Below are 19,850 nucleotides of genomic sequence, written 5' to 3'. Positions count from 1 at the left end.
TCACTTACTCGCGCCGAAGAACCTATCGTTAAGCGCTGCGGCCGCCGCCGTGCAATCCCTTGCTTCCGGCGTGTCGGCGCCGACCCCGATACCGTGGTTCTTGCATTCAGCCAGTCGTTGCTTCATCTCGCCCTGATGCGCGAGGTAATAACCTTCGGTCTTCGGCTCGAACGCCGGCACAATCTGGGCGGGGGGTTCGATAGTGCTGCCACCCGTGCCACTGGTATGCACGACGTAAACGATCAAGCCGCCGCATCCAACGACTGCGACCGCAAGAAGGAACCAAGTGAGTTTGCTTGTCCAAGTCATATGCCTGTCTCCAGTTTCAGTCACCCGTGCGCCGGCAGGCCCACGGTGCTCCTGTTACGCCTGCTGCCCGATCAGATGAAAATCGCATGCGCACGGCGATTTTGATATCGCGCCGGAATGCGCACAACCGGCGAGACACGTGGCCCCGGCGATCAGTAGGTAAAAAGCGATGCGTCGCATGTTGTCCCTCACTTCGATAGTTTCTGAAAAAACTTCGTGCGAGCCGCCGTCGCCTGATTACTTTCATTCACCTGGTTCGCGGTCAGATTCGCATTGATGGCCTGCAATTTCGTTTGCGCGGACTGCGCCATGCCGAGCTCGGCCGACATACGGTTCTGCAGATCGGCTGCATCCTTGACGTTCTGCGTCGTGTCGACCTGCTGCGACAGGTTCTGGAAGTTAAGCAGGTGCGTTTGCGCCTCGTCGTACAGCGACTCCCCGCCGGCCAGTGCCGAGCGAACCGAGTCGGTACTCATCTTGTAATTCGCGCCCTCGCCCTTGTCCGCGAAGTCATCGGGTGACATCGTGTTCATCACCTTTTCGTACGTCGCCTGTCGGCTGCCGTAGACGCCGCTCTTCTGCTGCGATACAACGTCCTGCCAGCTGCCCGGCACGATGGACGACGCGTCGATTGCATCGGTCAACCCCTGTCCGCCCCGCCCGTACGAACCGGTTACCGCGCCGTATTGCTGCTTGAGCGTGTCGTATTCCTGCTTGAGCTGGGCGAGTTGCGCGGCCAGCGCTGTCCAAGTCCCGGCGTCGCCGACCGGGACGCCCGTTGCGAAAGCTGTCGTCGACATGACCATCATTGCGATGGCCGCTACGGATATACCTTTCATTTCTGCACCTCCGCTTCCTGTTGCACGGTTGACATCCGGACGAAGACGCGCAAAGCATCGCGCTGCACGTCGTCGAGTTCGTTATCCGCCACCACGCGATGGTCAGCGATCGTCTCGCCATAAAGTCGCGCCAGCGCGCATCCCACGACGCTGCCGGCAAACCCGGCATCCGATGACGCGCGCACACGCCACCAGTGGATCGCCCCTTCTATCTCACCGAGCGTGAACTGCATGCCGCCGCTCTTGGTTGGCCATCCAGTACACCCTGAAGCCTCGCGCCCACGACCACGCATACACAAAACAAAGCGCGAGCACGCCGTACTGCTGCGATTCCCACGCCATCCAGAACCAGAAAGGTTGCCCTGCAAGCCCACAGATGCAGGCCCACCTCCGCCAGTGTTCGCGTCGGTCCTGCGACAGGAAAACGCTCGCAGCACCAAGTACACCGATTGCAATCTGTCCGATCACAGGTTCACCCCACGTCTCAAGTCAAACGTTGTGCGTCCGTTCAGATAGCGCGCGCGCCATGAACACCGGGACCCACCGGCTCGGGTCCGTTGTGCCCAACTCGGCGCGAACACGATTCATCAACTCAACCGACTTGTCATTCGACGACAGCACGGCCACGAGCTCAGGCATGTCCGACATATCAAACGAGGCGCGCACACTGACTCCACTGCCCTTCTTGATGAGCACCTTGTAGTCCTCTGGCACCGCACGTTCGATAAACTCGAACTCGCTCTGAGAAAAGTCCAGGTTATCGACGTAGTCCCGTCGATCGGCCTTGTCGTTGGCGAGATAGAAGCTCGTCACCGCCTGATTCTTGACGGCCACCACAGGTCGATAGAGCGCGCTAGGCTCCGGCGTGATGAAGAGCGTCGCGCAGTTACGGCGGCGGAATGTCTCTCGATATGTTTCGATCTTCTGTTGCCAGAACGGATTGCGGATCAGCATCTGGGCTTCATCCCACACGATGATTGCGGGCGATCCGTCGAGCGATTGTTCGATACGATGCGTCAGATAGTTGAGCAGGACAGGAAGCTCCGGCTTCGCTTCCTTGTCCTTCATCAGCTCCCGCATCTCATAGCGGTAGTGACGGTGTGTTGCCACATCGAGCGTGTCATATTCGTTATCGAAAACCGCTGCATTCGCGCCATCACCGTGCCACACGGCAATCGCCCGATACAGATCCGAATTCTTCCCTCCGAAGCGCCACGAGAGATTGCGCAGGCGACGGTCCTCGAACCGGGTCTTGCTGTTATCGAAGTTGTCATTGACCGCTATTGCTATGCGTTCGATGTCGTCGACGGTGAGCACATAGCCGTAACACGTCGCCATCATCTGCAGCAGCTCGCGTAACATCGCGCGATTCTGTTCTGTGTCTTGCATCTTGCAGGGATTGCCAAGGGACCGTGACAGGCTGAGTACGATGTCGGCTCCGCCCATAGCCTGCATGAACACGGTGCTCCCGTTCTCCCGGTCGAACCAGTGCACCCGGGGCTCGAACTTATCGGCCTGGCTGGTGATCATCGCAACAAGCAACGTCTTGCCCACCCCCGTTTTCGCCCCGAAATTGCCGTGTGCGGGCACCATCCCCGCACGCTCCTCATGCAGGTTGAGGTAGTAGCCGGTCTGACCTTCTGTCGGCAAAACGATGAGGCATTCCCCCCAAAGGTTCCCGTCGAAGCGTCCTTGTGGAAAGCTGTGCAGCGATGCAAAGGCGGCAAACTGGATCGTCTCGACCTTGCCGACCCGGCCGTTGTGCCGCTTCGTGGCGCCCGGTATCTGAGACCAGACGGCGCGCTCCATTCCGGTCGTCTCTACAACAGGTTTCACGCCCCAGCTCTTGAAACACTCGCCCGTCTTTCCCACGGCATCGTCCAGCGCCTCAAGCGCCTTCAAAGCAGCTTCCTGCGAGCGCCCTTCTACCGGCACGTGAACGAGGACACTCATGTGATGCGTGCCGAGCACGGCCTTGTTGGCCGCTTGCCGCATGCGTAGAGCGGTGATTTCCGCCGACATGCCGGCTGTCGTCCGGTCGTGCGACAGCCGGGCTTCGCTGGTCGACGTCGCCATGCTTGCGTCAAGCTTGTCGATCGGGAAAAACTTCTGCGTAACGATCAGTTCGGCGTGCAGCCGCTGGAACCGGTCTGCCATCCCCGCGACAGCGCCATCGGGCCAGCGCGACATGGCGAGCACCTGTCCGATGCGGCGATGGTTGAGCCCGTTGACCTCAAAAACATCTTTCCCCAGGATCGGGTTGCGGCCGAAATGCAGATACGAGCTCGCGATCGCCTGGGCCAGGTTGTATGAGTCAGCCAGCACCGGGCCGTCTTCCTGGGTGAGCAGATAGCGCAGGAAACGCGCCATCTCACAACATGGTCCGATTTCCGTTTCAACGCGACCAAGTCGGCGAGGCGCGTAGTGCGTCAACGATTTCATCAGCGAGTTGACCTTCTCTTCAAGGTCACGCACCTGCCTCGACTCCGTTTCAAGCTTGTCGTTGGCGCCGGAGGGATTGAACGCATTGAATACGCGATCGAGCCGGCCCACTACCCCGCTGTAGTGCCGGTAGCGCACGATGGCAATATAGATTTCGTGCTGATACAGCGACCGCGTCCGGAAACGCGCCTTCAGCTTTTCATTGAGGAGATTCGGAAACCAGTTCGAATACTTGCCGGCGGGCCACCGGTTGGCCTTGCGCCGGATCTCGTACACGTAGATGCCCACGTTGCTGTCAGCGATCGACTCCAGCGCGGTGTTCCGCTGATGCTTGTACGCATCGACGCCGGTGTCATCCAGCATTTCAGCGTAGAGCCCCTGGAGACGCACAATCTGCACCAGTCCGCTGTCGAGCGTGCGCAACGTATGACCGTTGTAGTACGCGTTCAGGCCGAACGGAAGTTCGCGCGATGCGTGCAGATCGGCCGCATCATCTTTGTCTGCCTCGCTCCGCTGAACGAATGGCGACGCGCCGAAATGATGATCAAGAAAGTCACCGAGGGGCATAGGTCTTCGCTCCGCCCCAGTATTTGAGGCTGCGTGGCTTCGCCGTCGCGCCAAAACTCTGATACGCGACCGAGAACGCGAACATGTCTTTCGCGGTGATCAGATAGGCGCCGATGGCCAGGAAGGGCACGGCGAGCATCACCGGCCACCATTTGAGGAACATGAAGACAACCGCGGGCAATACGAACGAACCGAGGAACAGCTCAGCCAGGCAGCCCCATATCATCCAGGGTTGCACCATACCTTTCGGGATTTCGTGTACTTCACGCATGACCTCACCTCAGATCTGCGAGGAAGCGACCGACGCCGCATAGCGGACGATGGAAGGGACCGCAAAGAACACAAATGAGCAGATAACTGCGATCACGGCACCCTTCATCGGAATCCAACCCTTCGGCACCCCGAGCACACAGATGCCGAGAATCGCCATGAAGACATAGGGACCCGCGTCGACGAACAGCCAGCTAACGAAATCGCGAACCAGGCCAGTGCCTGTGCTGTAATCCATCGCATAGGCGTATTCGGGGAACACCGCAGCAACGAACAACAGGGCCAGCGTGGCCACCGACTTTGTTTGCGAGCGCATCCGCGAGGGTGACTTGCTAAAGAAGAAGTGCTGAATTGCAGGGGCGAGCGTGACCGCGCCTATAATGGCGGTAGCCATAGTTAGTCCTCACAGGGTTGCGAAATGGTTAGGTTGGTGTCAGTGTTGGTAGCACCGACATCAACCGCTCTTATCGCTCTCCGGGTGCCATCAACAACCTGGCCGGATCGCGATGCGAGCCAAATTAATCTCCTTCTGACACCTCCTCCTGTCGCGACGTTGGCGACGCCGGCGCATCCGATGCGCATCCCTTGCAGACCGCCTCATCTTCCAGTTCGGCCCGACGGGTACGAAGCTCAACAACCAGCTGCGCATTTTTCGACCGCGCCTCCTGCTTTGCCCGCTCGATGAGCCACTCATTTAGCTCTCGGGGGAGTCGACACTGCGAGCGAACGATGTCACCCATTCCCTCTCCTCTAGTGCTTTTTGTCACTACTATATAGTGACACTGTGTCACTATATTCCAGCGCCACCATAGTGTCAAATGTCACTATGAAAGACAGCTACCGCTCACAATTCCGGCTACCGTGGTCCCTCTACTACCAGTTGAAGGAATCCGCCACGAAGAATCGGCGCCCACTCAACGCTGAGCTGGTCGCTCGTTTGGAGTCGACCTATCCCGGGCTCAGCGTCCTCCGCGACGATACCGATGTCGACGAAATGCGTGAAACCGTCACTACCATGTCTCTCGCCGAACTCATGACCCCAGACGAGATAACGATGTTCGCCGAACGCATGCTCGCTATTGCCGCACGCAAGCGCACTACCAAGACAACACCGTAGTGACACTTTCCGGCAGATGGTGTGACGAATTCAAGAGGCCCACTTAGCCTTGCTACCGGCAGCGTTTTATGCTAGTCATTTGCGTTTGGCAGCCTCTGGTTCATGACCGAGAACCAGAGCGGTGGAATTAACGCCAGGCCGAACATGTGCAGATAGCCGCCAGGAAGCGCTCTCCCGGCGTGAACCAGGCGATCATAGGTACGCGTCTGCTCTAGATGGTGGTGAGTGTGAAGACCGTTATTTACGAATAACCGGTTGGACAGCCAGAAATTAACATCCCACGCGACCTGATTTTCCAATTGATCAGGACTGCCGCACAGGCCATAGTGCTGCAGATAGCCAACCGTTTCTACGACGAAAACGGAGACTACGCCTTGCCCGACGTAGAAGACGGCCCCATGCCAGCCACCAAACCACGCGAAAAGAGCCACTACCGCTACGCTGACCAAGACGATCTGCAGGAGCCGGCTTTCCCTCCAACTGCGGGCCGGGCCCAGCTCGTAAGCGATAGCGGATCTCAGCGCTGAGAAAAAGGAGCGGCCGACGTGACACCAAACCGACAGGCCAACATGGGCCGTTGAGCCGTATCGCGGATCTCCGACGTGACCATGGTGGAGTTGATGTACGACTCGGTAGTGAGGGTATCCAGCGACAGCTAGCGCTACGTCGGAGATCAACTTGGACCGACGCCCGCCCCGGTGCATTACCTCATGAATGTGCGCCATCGCAAAAGCACTCACCACTCCGGAGGCAATCACCAGTCCGGCAAACTCCAGCGGTCTCGCGCTCATCGCTCTTTCGACGGCAGCAAGCACCGCGACGCCCCACACGCAAATGTAAGTGACCGGAACCACAGCCCCGATCGGCGCCTGGCTCGCCCTCTGGTTTCTGCCCCCCACGTCCTGCCCGATAAGCGCGTCAGCGGCCGGAACCACCGCAACCAGGAGCAGCAAAAACAGCCAGGGATGCCGGTAAAAGAACAATGCCGCCGCAGTCGCTGGTAATAGCGTCGATAGCCAGAACCCGCCCTTACTGGTGCGTAAAGATGTCATTTTCTTCTGCAAACCGCACCGCCGCGGTAATGTGCGAAACGCCAATCTTTTCGTTGATCCGTTGGAACTGCCTATAGACAGTTGTGGAAGACACCTTCAGCTCGTCGGCGATCGCACCCGCGTTGAAGCCAGATCTGACGAATCCAATCAACTGCACGTCCTGGTGCGAAAGGCCGCATTTCCTGATCGCATCTTCTCGCACTGCTCGCGATGACCAATCGAGAAGCTCCAGTGCCAGGGCCCGGAAAAATGCTCTCCCCTCCCTGAGTTTCGGCTCACCTTCCTCGGGCTTCGTGCTCGAGCCGAGGTAGAGAGCTCCAATCCGCCCTTTCTCGCTAGCGTGCGCAGGAATGAGGAATGTGCTGCAAAACCCGTGTTCCGCGGCCACCTCAAGCATCCGCTTTTGCCCAACGGTCCGGACTGGCAACTCCGAACCCAACACTGGCGCCGTGTTCGATCGTGCGTAATCGAGACAAGGGTCCGTCAGATACCATCTGTTCGCGTTGTACAGTTGACACCATTCAGGGCGACAACCGATCAAGAATCGATGGGTGGAACGGCTGGCTGAATGATCGGTAGGATGCAACGAAACGAACACAAACCATTCGGCCCCCTTCGAACGAATCGCGTCCCTAACAAGCGGTATCAACTCCAATTCATCCGCTGCGTTTATAACGGCATCAAAGCTCAGTTCCATTACGATCGATCCGTCTAGATTACTTCACCAACCCCATCCGCCCAGACAATGTTTCGCACTTCCATATAAATTGCCCGCATCACCGAATGATGCGGGTCCGAAAGCACGAACTTTTCAAACTCGCCTTTTGATGAAACCGGCAAAATCTGAACCAGCATCAGTTCGTCACCCTGAATCAGATACCTTTCCGCAATGAAACCGGTTGGCACCTGATAGAGGCGAATGCCCACCTTCTCGGCATCGGCGCTAACAGCTCGCTCATAGACAAGGTTCTTCATAATCCTCGCCTTCGATCTCGGGGCGATGTCCACACGCACGACACGTCCTATTCTTGACTTCATGATCGGACAGAGCCGAAATCACATTGTCTGCCACACATCTTTCGCACTCGAAGATCGAGACGAAAAATTCCGCGCGGCAGACTTCGCACTTCATCCGATGGACTTCGTTTTCCTGCAAAACTTCCCATCCATCATCACCGTGATCGGCCCCACAAGAAGGGCACACAATGCTAATACAGTCGCTCATAGTTCCCAATCCAAGAAATCACCTTCGCTCCGGCGAATCGCCGGGCCACCTCATGCACCCAAGCGCAGCGCCAGCCTTCATCCAGCCCGTGCTGGATACGTATCGCACGGTCGACTCGAACGAAGTCTTTGCACGTAATTGACGAACCGGTCTATCTCGGACTCGGCCATCCCGAGCCACGCGAATCGTATGGTTCCGGGCTCCCACGGGAAAATCAACTCGCGGTCGATGCCATGATGCTCGAGATACTGAAAGAACACGGACAGGTCATCGTCCTGCAGCTTCTTCAGCCACGTGCGCAGACACTCCAACTCCTCGCCAGTCAACTCCGCCGGCGATGTGTTTAGAACGCTCAATGCGAAGCGCGTTGGGCAAGGCGCTCGCGGAACGTAGTAAAGATCGCAGTGGTCCTGGTGCGCTGTGCGGGGATCGACGCCGAGTATGGGAAACGAAAGCCCCTGTTCCTTTGCATCCTTGGCGCGCTGAACCCACGGCCGATCGTCAGGGGATGTTGGCCAAATGCGTTTCAGGTCATCAGCCCGGTACTTCTCGCGGGACTCCCAGATCTCACGCAGTTCGCAGTACTCCCTCGATTGAGAGATCCGGTAAGCCGCATCGACAAGCGGGCTGTCGTGCCAGTGAGCGAGCGGCCTGGTGCGCTCCGCCGCATACATGCGCTGATGGTCATCTTCCAGATTGACGCCCGACTCCTCGAACAGTCTGCGAAATAGAACCAGTGATTTGCGGAAATACTGGGATGCGCCATCTGACTGCGGATACAGGCGCTCCGGAAATGTTTGCGCGTTATCCGGTGCAACATGGCCATTAGCCGCGTCTGTAATGCCCGTAACAAGCCAAAAAGCATAGTGCGGGAAAAGACGTGCCAGCGCCTCGATCATGTCTGGCGTGGGTCGTTGTCGACGATGAAACACCTTACGCCAGCGCTGAACGGAAATACGAGTGTATTCCGTCAGCCGTTCCAAGTAACCCCGGCCAGGCTCGGGCCTCGGGAGCAGAGTACCGAATGCCCTGCGCAACGCCCCCTCTGGCCTTTCGTCTTCACCTGGCGCGAGGCGTGCCTGCTCATTCAGGAGCAAGATCATGCGGTCTTCGATTGTCGTGGTCATATTCCGAAGAAATCCCAATCAGTCAATCTGTCCCGATTAGATCAATTCATAAGATATGACCATACGCGCCCTTCCTTTGCCTCCGCCAATTCAGTTACAAACGGAAACACGAAGAAAGGTGCCTACTGCTATAAGGCGGAAATTTCTCTGCACACCTATGTTTATTGCATAAGTGATGTGGCAAATATGCCCTATCCCACCCGTATCGCTGGCGTAATTGGCGATGAGACAGTTTCAGCGAACGGGCCGGTTAGCCGAAGCGCTGAATGAGCGCAAGCGCCACGGCGCGGAGACTGTCAGGCGACAGTTCCTGCAAGTCAATGACTGGTGCATCTGCAAGTTCGGAATAACTGCGCCGCGTCGACCGCGCATAGGCGGGATCGTAGTGCGCGACCATGATCCGCTCGAACAACTCGGGTATTTGCCGTGATCTGGCCATTTCCTGCCACATCGCAAACTCTTTGCCTCCGACATGGCTCCGTAGAGAGGCGAGCTTCGATACAAAGGCGTCCGGATCTTGCTCGAAATGATGATAATCCTCGCGCCACAATATGACTCGCTGGGCCATCGGCGTATTCACGCAGACAAGCTTGCCCTTCATATGCATTGTTTCGAGCAGCGCCGGCGGTAACTGTACATTGCCAATCTTCTTGCTCTCTGCTTCCACCCACACCGGGCGGCCGGGCGAGAAGGTACTAAGCTTCTGTTGCAGCAGGCTATCAAAGTATCTCTGCGTCGGCTGCGGCGTACCAGGTATCGCACCAATGACCGAACCCCGGTGAGACGCGAGCGCCTCCAGATTCAACACCTGCGCACCGACGGCTTCGAGTTGATCGAGCAATCGAGTCTTTCCACAACCAGTCGAACCTGACAGGACCACATACGAGAACTCGCGTGGCTGCGTTGCCAGTTGCTCGTTGACCCAACGTCGATAGCCCTTCCAGCCACCCGGCAAGCGGTCCACCTTATAGCCGATCGTATCGAGAGCATCAAACCAAAGGCGACTGCGCTTTCCGCCGCGAAAGCAATACACAAGCACCCTGCCATGACGTGGGCGGGCCGCAATTACGGTGTCAAGGTGACGTGAAATGTTTTTCAGCGAATAGGAAACGCCGATCAGATAGGCCCGCATTTTGTCGGTCCGATGCAGGGTGCCGACCTCGGCGTATTCGTCATTGCTGACCACGGGTAGGTTGATCGCCCCGGGGATGTGATCCACGGCGTATTCGCGTTCGCTGCGCGCGTCGATGATAAGGTCGTAATCTTCGAATCGGTACATGCCCACCTACCCTGTAGTTTTTGGCGTACAACTAATGTGCTCTATGCCAATCGGTTAAGATCCAAGGCGTCGAGCGATTGAGCACCCGCGACGATGTGCGTGTACTGAATGCCTCTCGCGAATATCGCGTGGCTTCAAGGATTCTTTAGATCACCTCGACGGCTCAAACAAACAGCGGGAGTGGCTTCGCCGATATAGTTGTTGTGGAGCGTGGGCGGAAAACCTTGCAGGCTGAGTCAGGAGTCGTCGGTGTCATCCTGCAAGACCGTCTCGTAGTCCTGTCCGCCGTAGAAAATGCCGATCACAGAGACCTGCTCCGCGTCGACGTCGAAAGCTATGACTACCCTCTTGCGGTAATTCGTGACGCGCGGGCCCTCGCGAATGTCATCCCGGCGATTGCCCCGATGCGGAAATGTCCGCAACTCTTCGCAGTACGTAATGATTGCGCTGATATAGCGTTCCGCGGTCACCGGCGAGGCTGCGGCCGCAATGTAGCGATAGAGCTCGAGCAGCTGTTCCTGCGCTTCCGGTGTAAAGACGACGGTATAGGACATTACGCTTTTTCGATGGCCTTGCGGTGTTCAGCGGCAAGCGATGCGCGCAGCTGGTCGACGCCGATGGCGCGAGACGGATCAGCCTTTAGCGCATCGTAGGCGGGCGCGACTTGCTCGCGCAGCCAGCTTTCCACTGCACGGTCACGCGCGAGCAGCGCCCGGAGTCCATCGCGGATCACTTCGCTCTCCGTCGCGTATTCGCCAGCCGCCACCTTGGACCTGACTGCCTCGGCCATTTCGTTGGGCAGCGTGATGCTGAATTGTTGGGTTGATCGCACGGGAAGTCTCCCTTCTGAGAGTAGGATTTAATCCTACACTTTGCCTTCCACACCTGCAAGGCGTCTGCATGTCGACAAGTACCCACACACCCTCACGGCGTCAGTGTGCACGAACTCCGGCAACGGTTGCACGCAGCAAGTTCTTCATCTGGGCAAGCCGTTCGCCTGCCTCCTCGGTGAGAATCCGCGGCATCGCGTGGGTGGGTTGAAGACGCGGTGCCGCCTGCCGGTCTTCTCTGCCCCGCTGCCGCTTGCTTTCGAATGCCGCCTCCCGCTCCGTCGTAGCCGGAACGAGGTGTCCGCTTTCGATCGCGGCAACGAAATTGACCTGCCAGTTTCCGGCGCTAACGCGTGGTGCGGCCTCCCCGCATTCGTGGGCGATGACCATGCTGGCGTCGCTGGCGACGCTGATCCGTCGCGAGGAATTACAGTCGAAGAAGATCCCGCCGGCATTCTGCTGGACCACGGTGGCGACCCGGAGCGCTTCCTGGTCGGCTTCGTGGCGTCGGGCCGCAGCCTGCCGTTTGTTGCGAGCCTGCCAGGCGAAATCAGCGGTCGAGCGCAGCAGCGCGCGCAGGTAGTTGATGGGACGCTGGGCTTTGCGGAGGTGGTCCCAGGCAACGTCAACCACATCGGAAAGTAGCTTCTGATGCTCGCGGGCTTCGCGCATGAGTTTGAAGATCAGGAATTCATGAAATCCCAAGCGGCGAAGGCGCTCGAGGTCGCTGGGGAGCTGGCCCGGTTGTCTCTTCTGAGAAGAAGCAGGGTAAAGATGCTTATATATAGCACCGTCTGCCACGCTGGCAGACGGCTGCTGCAAGGAAAGGACCTCAGGGGTGACTGCGTCATGGTGATCAGGTTCGGGGGCGCTGGCGATGGCCGGCGCGTTGACGAGACCGAGCAGCTGGGCAATCTGTTCAGTGCGGTGGAGGTAAGCGCGACCAAACAGGCCTGCCTCGCCATAGCGTCTCTGTGGAGGGCGGACGATCAGGCCGGCGGCTTCGAGATCATCGAGGCTACGATAGAACGCGCATGGATTACGTCGCGGCCGGTTAGCAGTTCGCGGCGCGCGTAAACCGCAGCGTAAGGGTGATGAGCGTCGGCAGTGCGGGCGAGGACGGAGAGCAGGCGCGGGGACGCCGTGCAAATGTGCAGCGCGAAAGATGATCCACGGGGAGATTGGCGGTGGCCAGGTGAATTCGGCTAATGCATAGCTACTGGTTGCGGGTTTTGTGATTGAAAACGTAAGAACTCGACTGACGGGGTTGCAAAGCCGAGCGGATGGGAACCGACGACACGAACGAGGAGTGATTGCGTCGCCCCCGGTGTGTTTCGGCATGGTGTGGGCGAGCGAGAAGCTGAACGACGAGTGCAGAGTGACGGACGCGGCCATAAAGTCGCCCGTGCGGGAGCCAAGGAAAGCACACCGAACACGGCTAAAGACAGGTGTTTCCGAAAAAATAGTCCCAAATAAATCAACGACTTTGAACTTTGAATCCGATCGGGGCGAGCGCACGTTCCAGTCTTGCGCGCGGTTTTCTTACATTTTTATTACTTCGGTTCGGCGATTTCCAACCTCGGCCAACCTACCCGCGCGGAGACTCGGAATCCTTGTGTGACTGGTTTCGCAACAAATACCTAAAGTAAACCTTCAAGTTTACGAGTTTACCGGCTATTATTCGCCGAAATCGCGCGTCATCGAACTTTGGTGATTTTCGCGGTTTTCGATGACAACACCAATTCGCAGGTACCTCATGGTTACTAAGGAACTACCGCCGCCTCGCAAGGCAATTGGTATCGACCAACTGATCGCCATTGCTGACCGGGCAGAGGCGACGCTCGCGCAGCTACGCGACGATCTCCTAGAGCCTTGGCCCAGAAAGATGGCGCCCATGCTCACGGCGTCGCGCGTGGCCAAGCTTTGCAAGATCGAGCGCACCCAGATCCAGTACCTGTGTACACGGGGTAACAAGAAGGGAGAGTATCCCACGGGCACCCTTACCGGCAATGGACGCAATCGTGAGTTCACGCTCGCGGAAGCACAGCAGTTCATTCGTCTCGCGGCGCCGTACAAGCGCCGTCCGGAAGGGGCGCTCGGCCTCGCGATGGCCATCGGGAATTTCAAGGGCGGCGTTGGCAAAACGACCAGCGCTGTGGCAATCGCTCAGGGCCTGACCCTTCATGGTCACAAAGTCCTGCTGATCGACCTCGATCCACAGGCTTCGTCGACAACGCTCATGGGCTACGTTCCGACGCCGGAAGTCACCGAAGAAATGACGGTGATGCCGCTCGTCTACGAGGAACAGCCGGACCTGAACTACGCCATCCTTCCGAGCTACTGGGACAACCTGGATTTCATCCCGGCTTGCCCTGCTCTGTTTGGCGCGGATTTCTACCTGCCGAACCGGCAGTCGAAGGATCCGAACTACCAGTTCTGGCAGGTTCTGGAACGGGCGATGGGTCCGATCCGCGAGAAGTACGACGTGATCGTGATCGATACACCGCCGAGCCTTGCCTACCTCGCGACTAGCTGTTTCATGTCGAGCGACGGCCTGATTGTTCCGCTGCCGCCCGAGACTCTCGACTACGCCTCGAGCGCGTCGTTTTTCCGGCAGTTTGCAGATCTGTTCAAAGCCTTGGCCGACGACCGCGACGTGCAGAAGGAATTTGCATTTATCAGCATCTTCCTCTCGAAGGTGAAGCCGCGGGTTGACGCCACCGACGTCGTTCGGTCATGGATTCAGCAGACCTACCCGGAGTTGCTGGGTCGGGCAGAGATTCAGGATTCGGACGTGGTCAAGAACGCAGCAGCTGAGTTCAAGACCATCTACGACGTTCAGGCCTTGGGACAGTACAGCCGCGCCATTGATTCGTTCGATGCCATGGTCGACGAGATCGAAGGACATATTCAAGGTGCGTGGGCCGCGCAGTTGCTGAAGGAGAAGGAGAAAGCGAATGTCGAGTAAGTTGAAGGAACGCCTGATGGCGCGCACGGCTGGGGTCGCTGACAGAGCAGAGTCTGCGGCTGCGGCGCGCCCTCCCGAGGCAGCGCTGCGCGCTGCGACCATGCCGGCGCAATTGGGCGCCTTCCGCCTCGAAGCACGTGAGTATCAGGAGCGGATCCAGCAACTGCAAGCAGAACTGGAAGCGGCCAAGCGTAGTGGCAAGGGCTCGATGAAAGTGCCCTTGACCGACCTACACGAAGTCCCGGGCCGGCGGCGTTACAAGTCGCCAGAGGCGTTCGTCGAACTGCGCGAGAACCTCCGGCACAACAAGTTGGCCACGCCTGTTGGCATCCGGCCTCGCGTCGAAGGCGGCTTTGAAATCGTCTCGGGACACTGGCGCACGGACTCCTATCGGGAGCTAGGTCGGCTAGAAATCGACTGCGTACTGGACGACGATTCGAGCGAGGCCGAAGCGGCGCTCGCTGCGTTCTACGCGAATCTGTTGCAGTCGGACCTGACCGACTACGAGAAGTACCTCGGCTTCAAGGACATCCGCCAACGCTTCCCGGACATGACCCAGGCCAAGATGGCAGAGCAGGCCGGGGTGAACGAATCGATGGTTTCCGCACTGATGGCGTTTGACGATCTCCCGGCCGAAGTTCTGGCCCTTCTGAACGAGAAGCCTGCCCTCATGGGCGCGACTTCTGGCTATGCGTTGGCGCGCTTGGTCAGAAGCGGAAAGGCAGATCGGGTTGTGCTCGCAGCCCGGCGGCTGGCGAACAAAGAACTGGATGAAACACAGGCGGTGAAGTTCGCAAGCGCGGACCCCGCGAAGCAGAAGGCGACGCCTGCGGCGACGTCTTTCAAGATCAAGGCAGGGCGGGGCACGTACTGTGATGTGCGTCAGGCCAAGAATGTGGTGCGGTTGGAGTTCCAGTCGGAGGCTGAAGCTCAAGCGGTCCAGTCGGCGCTAAAGGAAGTTCTAGAGCAGCGCGCAGCGGCGACTCAGACGGAGCAGACAGAGGTCGCCGAAAAATAGTTGTTTAAAATCAACGACTTTGAACTTTGAATCTTTCGCGAACGGCTTCAGCTCGACGCAAAAAGGGATCGCAAGATGAATTGATCGCAGGGCATAAAAGACAAAAGCCTCCAGTTGGCGCTGGAGGCTTTTGAATACGGGCTTGCTGTTCACTCGCCCGGCTGCACTTCCCGACGGCAAATCGGGTTGAGCGTTGACACCTCGAAGTGTAGCCGATCGAATCAGACAGTCAAGCGTACTCCATCCATTTTTCAAGAAATGGACGCTGGATATGTCTATCGCGCAACACTTCGTTGCTGGCGAGGTAGGGTTACGCCCGGACTTCCCCGAAACCGAAAACGTCGATGCTTCCCCTGCTCCTCAGGCAACCGAGGACAGCAACGCGATCGCTCTGAGTTCCGATTCCGTCAACCTGCCTTGGGCCATCCTGCGGGCCGTCCATCGCGCTTCGCGCCTCGATGGGATCCCTGCCCGGGCGCGCTCCGTGTTGGCTGCACTTGCACGCACCGTTGACGCCTCTAACCCCTACGGTCATATTTACGCCCGACGTGAGTTGCTGACGGAACGGTCGATGCAGTCGGAGCGGACGTTCTACCGAAGCCTCGATGATCTAGAAACCGCAGGTCTGATCGACCGGCCACCGCAACGCCGATACGTGCAGGCGGGTCTCTTTGGTCGCGCCTATCTTCACCTGACCGAACGTGCCGCCATCATTCTCGGGCTGGCAGCAGAGCCAATCCCGGCTGTTCAGCTAGTCGAAGCAAAAAAGGCTGATTCGGTGGATTCATCCAGCACCAATGTCAGAGTTCAGCAAGCCGGTACTGCAGCGGCTGAAGCATTTTCCTACCGGTCTGCCAAGGTGGCAGACGGTGGTATATATAAGAATCTTTTCCCCACCTCTTTACAAAAGAGACAACCGGGGCAGGTGCCTGTGGACCTTCAGCGTCTGCAGTCCCTGGGTTTTCGGGATTTCCTGATTTTCAAACTGATGCGCGAAGCACGTGAGCAGGGCAAGCGTCTGTCTGATGTTGTCGAAGCAACGTGGGAGCATCTCAAGAAAGCCAAGCGGCCCATCTGCTATCTGCGCGCCCTCCTGACCAGCACCGCCGATTTCTCATTCCAGATCCGCACCCGCTACGCAGAGCAAATCGCCGCGCGTGCTGCGGTCGAGGACCAAGAGGCGGCCGAGTCGCTGGTTCGCGAGGTCGCGGGTCAGTCATTCGTCGACGCTGTCGGTGAGCGCAAGCTCGTCGTCGATGCTGACGGACTGTCGCTGGTGGTCTACAACGTGGAGGAGGGCGTCGCACGTCGCGAGGCGGGTGAATGGCAACTGCGATTCGCGAAGGCACTCCAGAACGGTCAGATCCGACCAGCACAGCCGGATGATCTCGAAGCATTTGCCCAAGCGCGCTGTCGGGCGACCTCGTCGGTTCTCCCGGCTGTCGATGCTCCGCGCATCGCCACCGAGGCTGTCACGGAGAACCTGGCCCTTTTAAAAGGAGCGTTGCGTAGGTTCTCCCCGGCGCTGGCACGTGCAGTGTGAGTAGGGCTAATCGTTTGAAAACTGGCGGTTCGCCCCAAAAAAGTCTTTGACGATCGCCGATTTACGCATTCTTCGATTACACGAAACCGCTTCGTCGCCGAACCTTGTTGCGAGCCGCGGCGCACGTGACGCCGCCGGAATTCGCACGGAAAGGACGATAACCCCGGCTCGCATCCTTTGCCTGCCACGCCCTGACGCAACAGGGCCGCCGACAGCGGCTTCGTGCAGCTATGGCATAACCACGTCGCGCGGCGGATCTTCCTCACGACGTCGCGGGTCATAGCCGCTGTTTGGGTTATAGCCAATTTGGCCACGCCTGACAGAGGTGGCGAAAACCCTGACAGCGATCTGGATTGGCCCGGCAATTCCGACATGGCTATCCGCGTGCTCAAACGAGCCAAACAGTCAAACACCCTGCAGGGCAGCGACCGCACCTGGTAATTAAAACGTATATACTTGGTCAGTATTTATTGCTGGAGATTGTCCCATGTCGAAAGAAGCCGTATTCACCATGAAGCTCGAACCGGAGCTACGAGCCGAGTTCATGGCCGAAGCCGAAGCCGCGCATCGGCCGGCGTCGCAGGTTCTGCGCGAGCTGATGCGCGATTTCGTGCAGCGCCAGCGCGAGGCGCGCGAATATGATGAGTTCCTGCGTGGCAAGGTCGAAGCCGGCCGCGCCTCGATGCGTGCCGGCCGCGGCCGCCCGGATGATGAGGTTGAAGCGAGGTTCGCCGCCCGGCGCGCCAGTGCGGCAGGCAAGGCGTGAGGGTCGTCTGGACGCCAGAAGCGGAACAGGACCGCGATGACGTGTGGGACTACATCGCGACCGACAACGTGGGCGCTGCTGCCCGGATGGATGAGCTATTCAGCGATGTTGTCGCGCAGCTGGCCGACTTCCCCCTGATGGGTCGCGCCGGAAAAATCGCCGGCACGCGTGAGCTGATATTGCACGAAAGCTATCGCCTGGTGTATGAGGTCGAAGGCGAAACAATCTGGGTGCTGGCACTGGTTCACACCGCGCGCCGGTGGCCGCCAATCCGTGATTAGCTAGGGCGACCCGGATGAGCCGATCACCGCCATCGCGCCGGAAACCAACGTCGAAGGTGGCGCACGCGCGGTCGACAGCGGATGAACACCACATTTGTCGAAATCTGGCCACAACTTTAGTTGTGCGAGCGGGTCCCGCACCAATGCGCCGGGCGGAGCTGGCGGGCAGACTGGCCGCCGTCTCCGCTCCGGTCCGCGCTCATACCACTGAGGCGGACCGTTTTTCTGTCCGCTGTCAATGCCGCTAACTCCTGTTAGCGGCGTTGGCAGGCGAGAGTGGTCGCCAGTGCGCGTTTCAGCGGCTCGTCGTCGACGTACTGGTTGAAGGTCCGCGCGTCCGCGTGTCCCATGTTGTCGAGCGCCGCGCGGGCGTCGAGTCCGTTTTTCATCCCTTCGGCCAGGCCCTTGGCGTAGCTGTGCCGCAGCCAGTGGGTCGACGCCTGTTCGAGGCGGGCGGCGTCCGTTGCCCGGCCCGACGCGCGGGCGTAGTCAGCGGTTTCGCGACAGAGACCAGTCACGAGGTCCCAGACCGCAGTGCGGCTACGCACACCTTTCCACTGCCCCCACTTCGTGCGCCGCACCGAAAGCACGAGTGGCAGGGTTTCGTCCGGCGCCGGCACCGGCGGCAGGCCGAAGGCGAGCCGGTACGCCTGTAGCGATAGCGCGATCGCGTCGCACGGCACCCAGCGTGCCTTGCCGCCCTTGCCACGCTCGATGCGCAGTAGCCACTGGAAGGGCGGGGCACCCGGAAACTCGCGCTGCAACGCTTCCGGTACCGGCTCGATGCGCACATGGCCCATCGCGCAATGAACCGCCTCGCTGGTGCGCACGCCCGTGTGCTCGAACAGGTCAACCAGAAACAGGTCTCGCGCGCGGGCGAGCCGCGCCTCGGTGGAAGGCTCGTGACGCGCGCGGATTGCCTCGCGCAGCAGCGCGCAGTCGTCGACTGACAGGAAGCGTGACTGCTTTTCCGGATCGCGGCGGCCCACGGTGGGCAGGCCGGATGCCGGGTTCAACTGCAGATACCCCACGTCGCGCAGCCAGTCGAACAGGCTCGTGACGATTTTCTGGGTCTGGCCGGCCGAGCGGTCGGTCAGCGGCCCCAGGAACGGCCGCCAGTCGGGCGAACCGCGCCGCACCCCGCGGGCCCGGACCGCCCATGGCGCGGGCGCCTGCAGGAATCCGACGTAGGCGGAAAACTCATCCAGCGTCCAGCCCGAGATCGGCACGCCCACGTGCCGCGCATACCAGAACAGCCGCTCCGCCTCGATCCGGTACTGCGCGAGGGTGGTCGCTGCCAGGCGCCCCCGGCCGGTCGCCTTCGCGGTCAGCCAGCGGCCGACGATCGCCTCGTCGGTGAGCCCGGGCGGCAGGATCGGGCTCGCGAGCCGGTTCGAGGGCAGGGCACCCGCTGGCAGGATGACGGAAGGTGTTGTCATAGCGGAAAAAAGTACGCCACCTTGTACAGGCTCGTCAGCGCGGCCAGTGCGGCCGTCGTGTACGGCAGCCCGATGTCCACGCCGGCGCGGGAGGCGGTCGCGGCCCGCAACGCGCCCACTGCGCTGACCCATATGCGGTCGGCGCGCGGCAACGTGTACGCCGGCTGGTTGCCACCGTACCGGCCATACGCGCCACCCGGCCAGATCGCGTGGAATTGGACGCCGACCCGTCCCTGCCACCACGGCTGCCCGGCGGTCGGATCGGCGGTGCCGATCTGCAGGTCATCCACCTCGCTGGCCCGGCCATCCCGTGCCATGTGCTTCTCGATGTCACCGTCGAGGAATTCGACGGAGTCATCGAAGAGACTGACAGGCACACCTTGCAGAAAATACCGTCGGACCGCCGATTCGATCCGGTGGATGATCGCCACGCGGCGCAGTTCGCGGAACTGCTCGGCCACGTAGGCACGCTCCTTCCGGGTTTCGTCCGAATGGTGATACCGCATCACGACGTAAAGCAGCGTCAACGTCAGCGCCAGCCACACCTTGAACGGGCTGACATTCCCGACCTGGGCGAAGCCGAGCAGCGTGCCGGTTGGACTGAACGACAGGTGGAACAACGCGATCGCGAGGATCGCGGCCGCGAGAACGATCACGTTACGGCGCAGCTTGTCGGGGGTGTCGTCCATGCGGTTTTGTCGTCGTTTTTTCGGGGTCGGGACGCCCGTCGGGCGGCAAAAGCACTATAGCAAACTGCTGGACATTATGGCGGTAATGT

At 59.5% G+C, this 19,850-nt stretch carries 23 protein-coding genes; 7 read left to right on the top strand and 16 right to left on the bottom strand.

All coding sequences use genetic code 11. From position 1 onward, the window contains the following. From AC57B1_RS07240 to AC57B1_RS07215, 6 genes are all read right to left on the bottom strand, one after another. The gene (locus AC57B1_RS07240; protein ID WP_496417095.1) at positions 1–246 is read right to left on the bottom strand and encodes an EexN family lipoprotein; all 246 of its coding nucleotides are present in this window, start codon (positions 244–246) and stop codon (positions 1–3) included. A gap of 251 nt (positions 247–497) precedes the next feature. Continuing rightward, positions 498–1,148: a TrbJ/VirB5 family protein gene (locus tag AC57B1_RS07235; RefSeq protein ID WP_007182889.1), complete on the bottom strand. Its 651-nt coding sequence runs from the start codon at positions 1,146–1,148 to the stop codon at positions 498–500. Next, positions 1,145–1,381, bottom strand: coding sequence for a DUF3717 domain-containing protein (locus tag AC57B1_RS07230; RefSeq protein WP_007182888.1), 237 nt, complete (start codon positions 1,379–1,381; stop codon positions 1,145–1,147). The genes AC57B1_RS07235 and AC57B1_RS07230 overlap by 4 nt, the downstream gene beginning before the upstream one ends. 256 nt (positions 1,382–1,637) lie before the next feature. Further along, positions 1,638–4,157, bottom strand: a complete 2,520-nt coding sequence (locus AC57B1_RS07225) for a VirB4 family type IV secretion/conjugal transfer ATPase (RefSeq protein WP_007182887.1) — start codon at positions 4,155–4,157, stop codon at positions 1,638–1,640. Next, positions 4,144–4,428, bottom strand: coding sequence for a VirB3 family type IV secretion system protein (locus tag AC57B1_RS07220; protein ID WP_007182886.1), 285 nt, complete (start codon positions 4,426–4,428; stop codon positions 4,144–4,146). The genes AC57B1_RS07225 and AC57B1_RS07220 overlap by 14 nt, the downstream gene beginning before the upstream one ends. Positions 4,429–4,437: 9 nt before the next feature. After that, positions 4,438–4,821, bottom strand: a complete 384-nt coding sequence (locus tag AC57B1_RS07215) for a mating pair formation protein (RefSeq protein WP_496417094.1) — start codon at positions 4,819–4,821, stop codon at positions 4,438–4,440. Positions 4,822–5,253: 432 nt separating this feature from the next. Here AC57B1_RS07215 and AC57B1_RS07210 point away from each other — a divergent pair, with 432 nt between their 5' ends. Then, the gene (locus tag AC57B1_RS07210; RefSeq protein ID WP_007182883.1) at positions 5,254–5,544 is read left to right on the top strand and encodes an Arc family DNA-binding protein; all 291 of its coding nucleotides are present in this window, start codon (positions 5,254–5,256) and stop codon (positions 5,542–5,544) included. Between the two features lie 71 nt (positions 5,545–5,615). On the opposite strand, the gene AC57B1_RS07205 is transcribed toward AC57B1_RS07210, so the two are convergent. The 8 genes from AC57B1_RS07205 to AC57B1_RS07170 all read right to left on the bottom strand — a co-directional run bounded on the left by AC57B1_RS07205 (position 5,616) and on the right by AC57B1_RS07170 (position 11,762). Then, a complete protein-coding gene (locus AC57B1_RS07205) occupies positions 5,616–6,608 on the bottom strand; it encodes a fatty acid desaturase (protein WP_157187856.1) in 993 nt (330 codons plus the stop codon). After that, positions 6,574–7,293 (bottom strand): autoinducer binding domain-containing protein, encoded by a 720-nt coding sequence (locus AC57B1_RS07200; RefSeq protein WP_084747882.1) that lies wholly within the window; start codon positions 7,291–7,293, stop codon positions 6,574–6,576. Before AC57B1_RS07200 ends, AC57B1_RS07205 begins: the two co-directional genes overlap by 35 nt. Positions 7,294–7,307: 14 nt before the next feature. Next, on the bottom strand, positions 7,308–7,571 hold the full coding sequence (locus tag AC57B1_RS07195; protein ID WP_035518300.1) for a hypothetical protein: 264 nt from the start codon (positions 7,569–7,571) through the stop codon (positions 7,308–7,310). A 327-nt stretch (positions 7,572–7,898) separates the two neighbouring features. Further along, the gene (locus AC57B1_RS07190) at positions 7,899–8,948 is read right to left on the bottom strand and encodes a hypothetical protein (protein ID WP_496417093.1); all 1,050 of its coding nucleotides are present in this window, start codon (positions 8,946–8,948) and stop codon (positions 7,899–7,901) included. Positions 8,949–9,198: 250 nt separating this feature from the next. Continuing rightward, on the bottom strand, positions 9,199–10,227 hold the full coding sequence (gene mnmH / locus AC57B1_RS07185) for a tRNA 2-selenouridine(34) synthase MnmH (RefSeq protein WP_496417092.1): 1,029 nt from the start codon (positions 10,225–10,227) through the stop codon (positions 9,199–9,201). 236 nt (positions 10,228–10,463) lie between these two features. Next, the gene (locus AC57B1_RS07180) at positions 10,464–10,781 is read right to left on the bottom strand and encodes a type II toxin-antitoxin system RelE/ParE family toxin (protein ID WP_007182878.1); all 318 of its coding nucleotides are present in this window, start codon (positions 10,779–10,781) and stop codon (positions 10,464–10,466) included. Then, positions 10,781–11,059: a ribbon-helix-helix domain-containing protein gene (locus AC57B1_RS07175; RefSeq protein WP_007182877.1), complete on the bottom strand. Its 279-nt coding sequence runs from the start codon at positions 11,057–11,059 to the stop codon at positions 10,781–10,783. Before AC57B1_RS07175 ends, AC57B1_RS07180 begins: the two co-directional genes overlap by 1 nt. A gap of 100 nt (positions 11,060–11,159) precedes the next feature. Then, on the bottom strand, positions 11,160–11,762 hold the full coding sequence (locus AC57B1_RS07170) for a hypothetical protein (RefSeq protein ID WP_157187855.1): 603 nt from the start codon (positions 11,760–11,762) through the stop codon (positions 11,160–11,162). On the opposite strand from AC57B1_RS07170, the gene AC57B1_RS07165 reads away from it, so the two are divergent. The 6 genes from AC57B1_RS07165 to AC57B1_RS07140 all read left to right on the top strand — a co-directional run bounded on the left by AC57B1_RS07165 (position 11,751) and on the right by AC57B1_RS07140 (position 17,633). Next, positions 11,751–12,134, top strand: coding sequence for a hypothetical protein (locus AC57B1_RS07165; RefSeq protein ID WP_157187854.1), 384 nt, complete (start codon positions 11,751–11,753; stop codon positions 12,132–12,134). The genes AC57B1_RS07170 and AC57B1_RS07165 overlap by 12 nt on opposite strands. A 652-nt stretch (positions 12,135–12,786) precedes the next feature. Further along, positions 12,787–14,025, top strand: a complete 1,239-nt coding sequence (locus AC57B1_RS07160; RefSeq protein ID WP_408293154.1) for a ParA family protein — start codon at positions 12,787–12,789, stop codon at positions 14,023–14,025. Then, the gene (locus tag AC57B1_RS07155; RefSeq protein WP_007182875.1) at positions 14,015–15,043 is read left to right on the top strand and encodes a ParB/RepB/Spo0J family partition protein; all 1,029 of its coding nucleotides are present in this window, start codon (positions 14,015–14,017) and stop codon (positions 15,041–15,043) included. The genes AC57B1_RS07160 and AC57B1_RS07155 overlap by 11 nt, the downstream gene beginning before the upstream one ends. A 271-nt stretch (positions 15,044–15,314) precedes the next feature. Then, complete coding sequence (locus AC57B1_RS07150) at positions 15,315–16,586, top strand: hypothetical protein (RefSeq protein WP_496417091.1); 1,272 nt, start codon at positions 15,315–15,317, stop codon at positions 16,584–16,586. A 487-nt stretch (positions 16,587–17,073) separates the two neighbouring features. Continuing rightward, positions 17,074–17,352 carry a hypothetical protein gene (locus tag AC57B1_RS07145; RefSeq protein ID WP_007182873.1) on the top strand — a complete coding sequence of 93 codons (279 nt, stop codon included), beginning with the start codon at positions 17,074–17,076 and terminating at the stop codon, positions 17,350–17,352. Beyond that, complete coding sequence (locus AC57B1_RS07140; protein ID WP_007182872.1) at positions 17,349–17,633, top strand: type II toxin-antitoxin system RelE/ParE family toxin; 285 nt, start codon at positions 17,349–17,351, stop codon at positions 17,631–17,633. Before AC57B1_RS07145 ends, AC57B1_RS07140 begins: the two co-directional genes overlap by 4 nt. A 254-nt stretch (positions 17,634–17,887) precedes the next feature. Here AC57B1_RS07140 and AC57B1_RS07135 read toward each other — a convergent pair whose 3' ends face one another. Continuing rightward, complete coding sequence (locus AC57B1_RS07135) at positions 17,888–19,072, bottom strand: tyrosine-type recombinase/integrase (protein WP_367840983.1); 1,185 nt, start codon at positions 19,070–19,072, stop codon at positions 17,888–17,890. Further along, positions 19,069–19,761, bottom strand: a complete 693-nt coding sequence (locus AC57B1_RS07130; protein WP_367840982.1) for a hypothetical protein — start codon at positions 19,759–19,761, stop codon at positions 19,069–19,071. The genes AC57B1_RS07135 and AC57B1_RS07130 overlap by 4 nt, the downstream gene beginning before the upstream one ends. Between the last annotated feature and the right edge of the window lie 89 nt (positions 19,762–19,850).

Source organism: Paraburkholderia sp. BGA-UO-ETr-F21 (assembly GCF_059567925.1).
The sequence above is the reverse complement of the archived record's forward strand: the minus strand, read 5'-3'. Positions and strand labels throughout refer to the sequence as shown.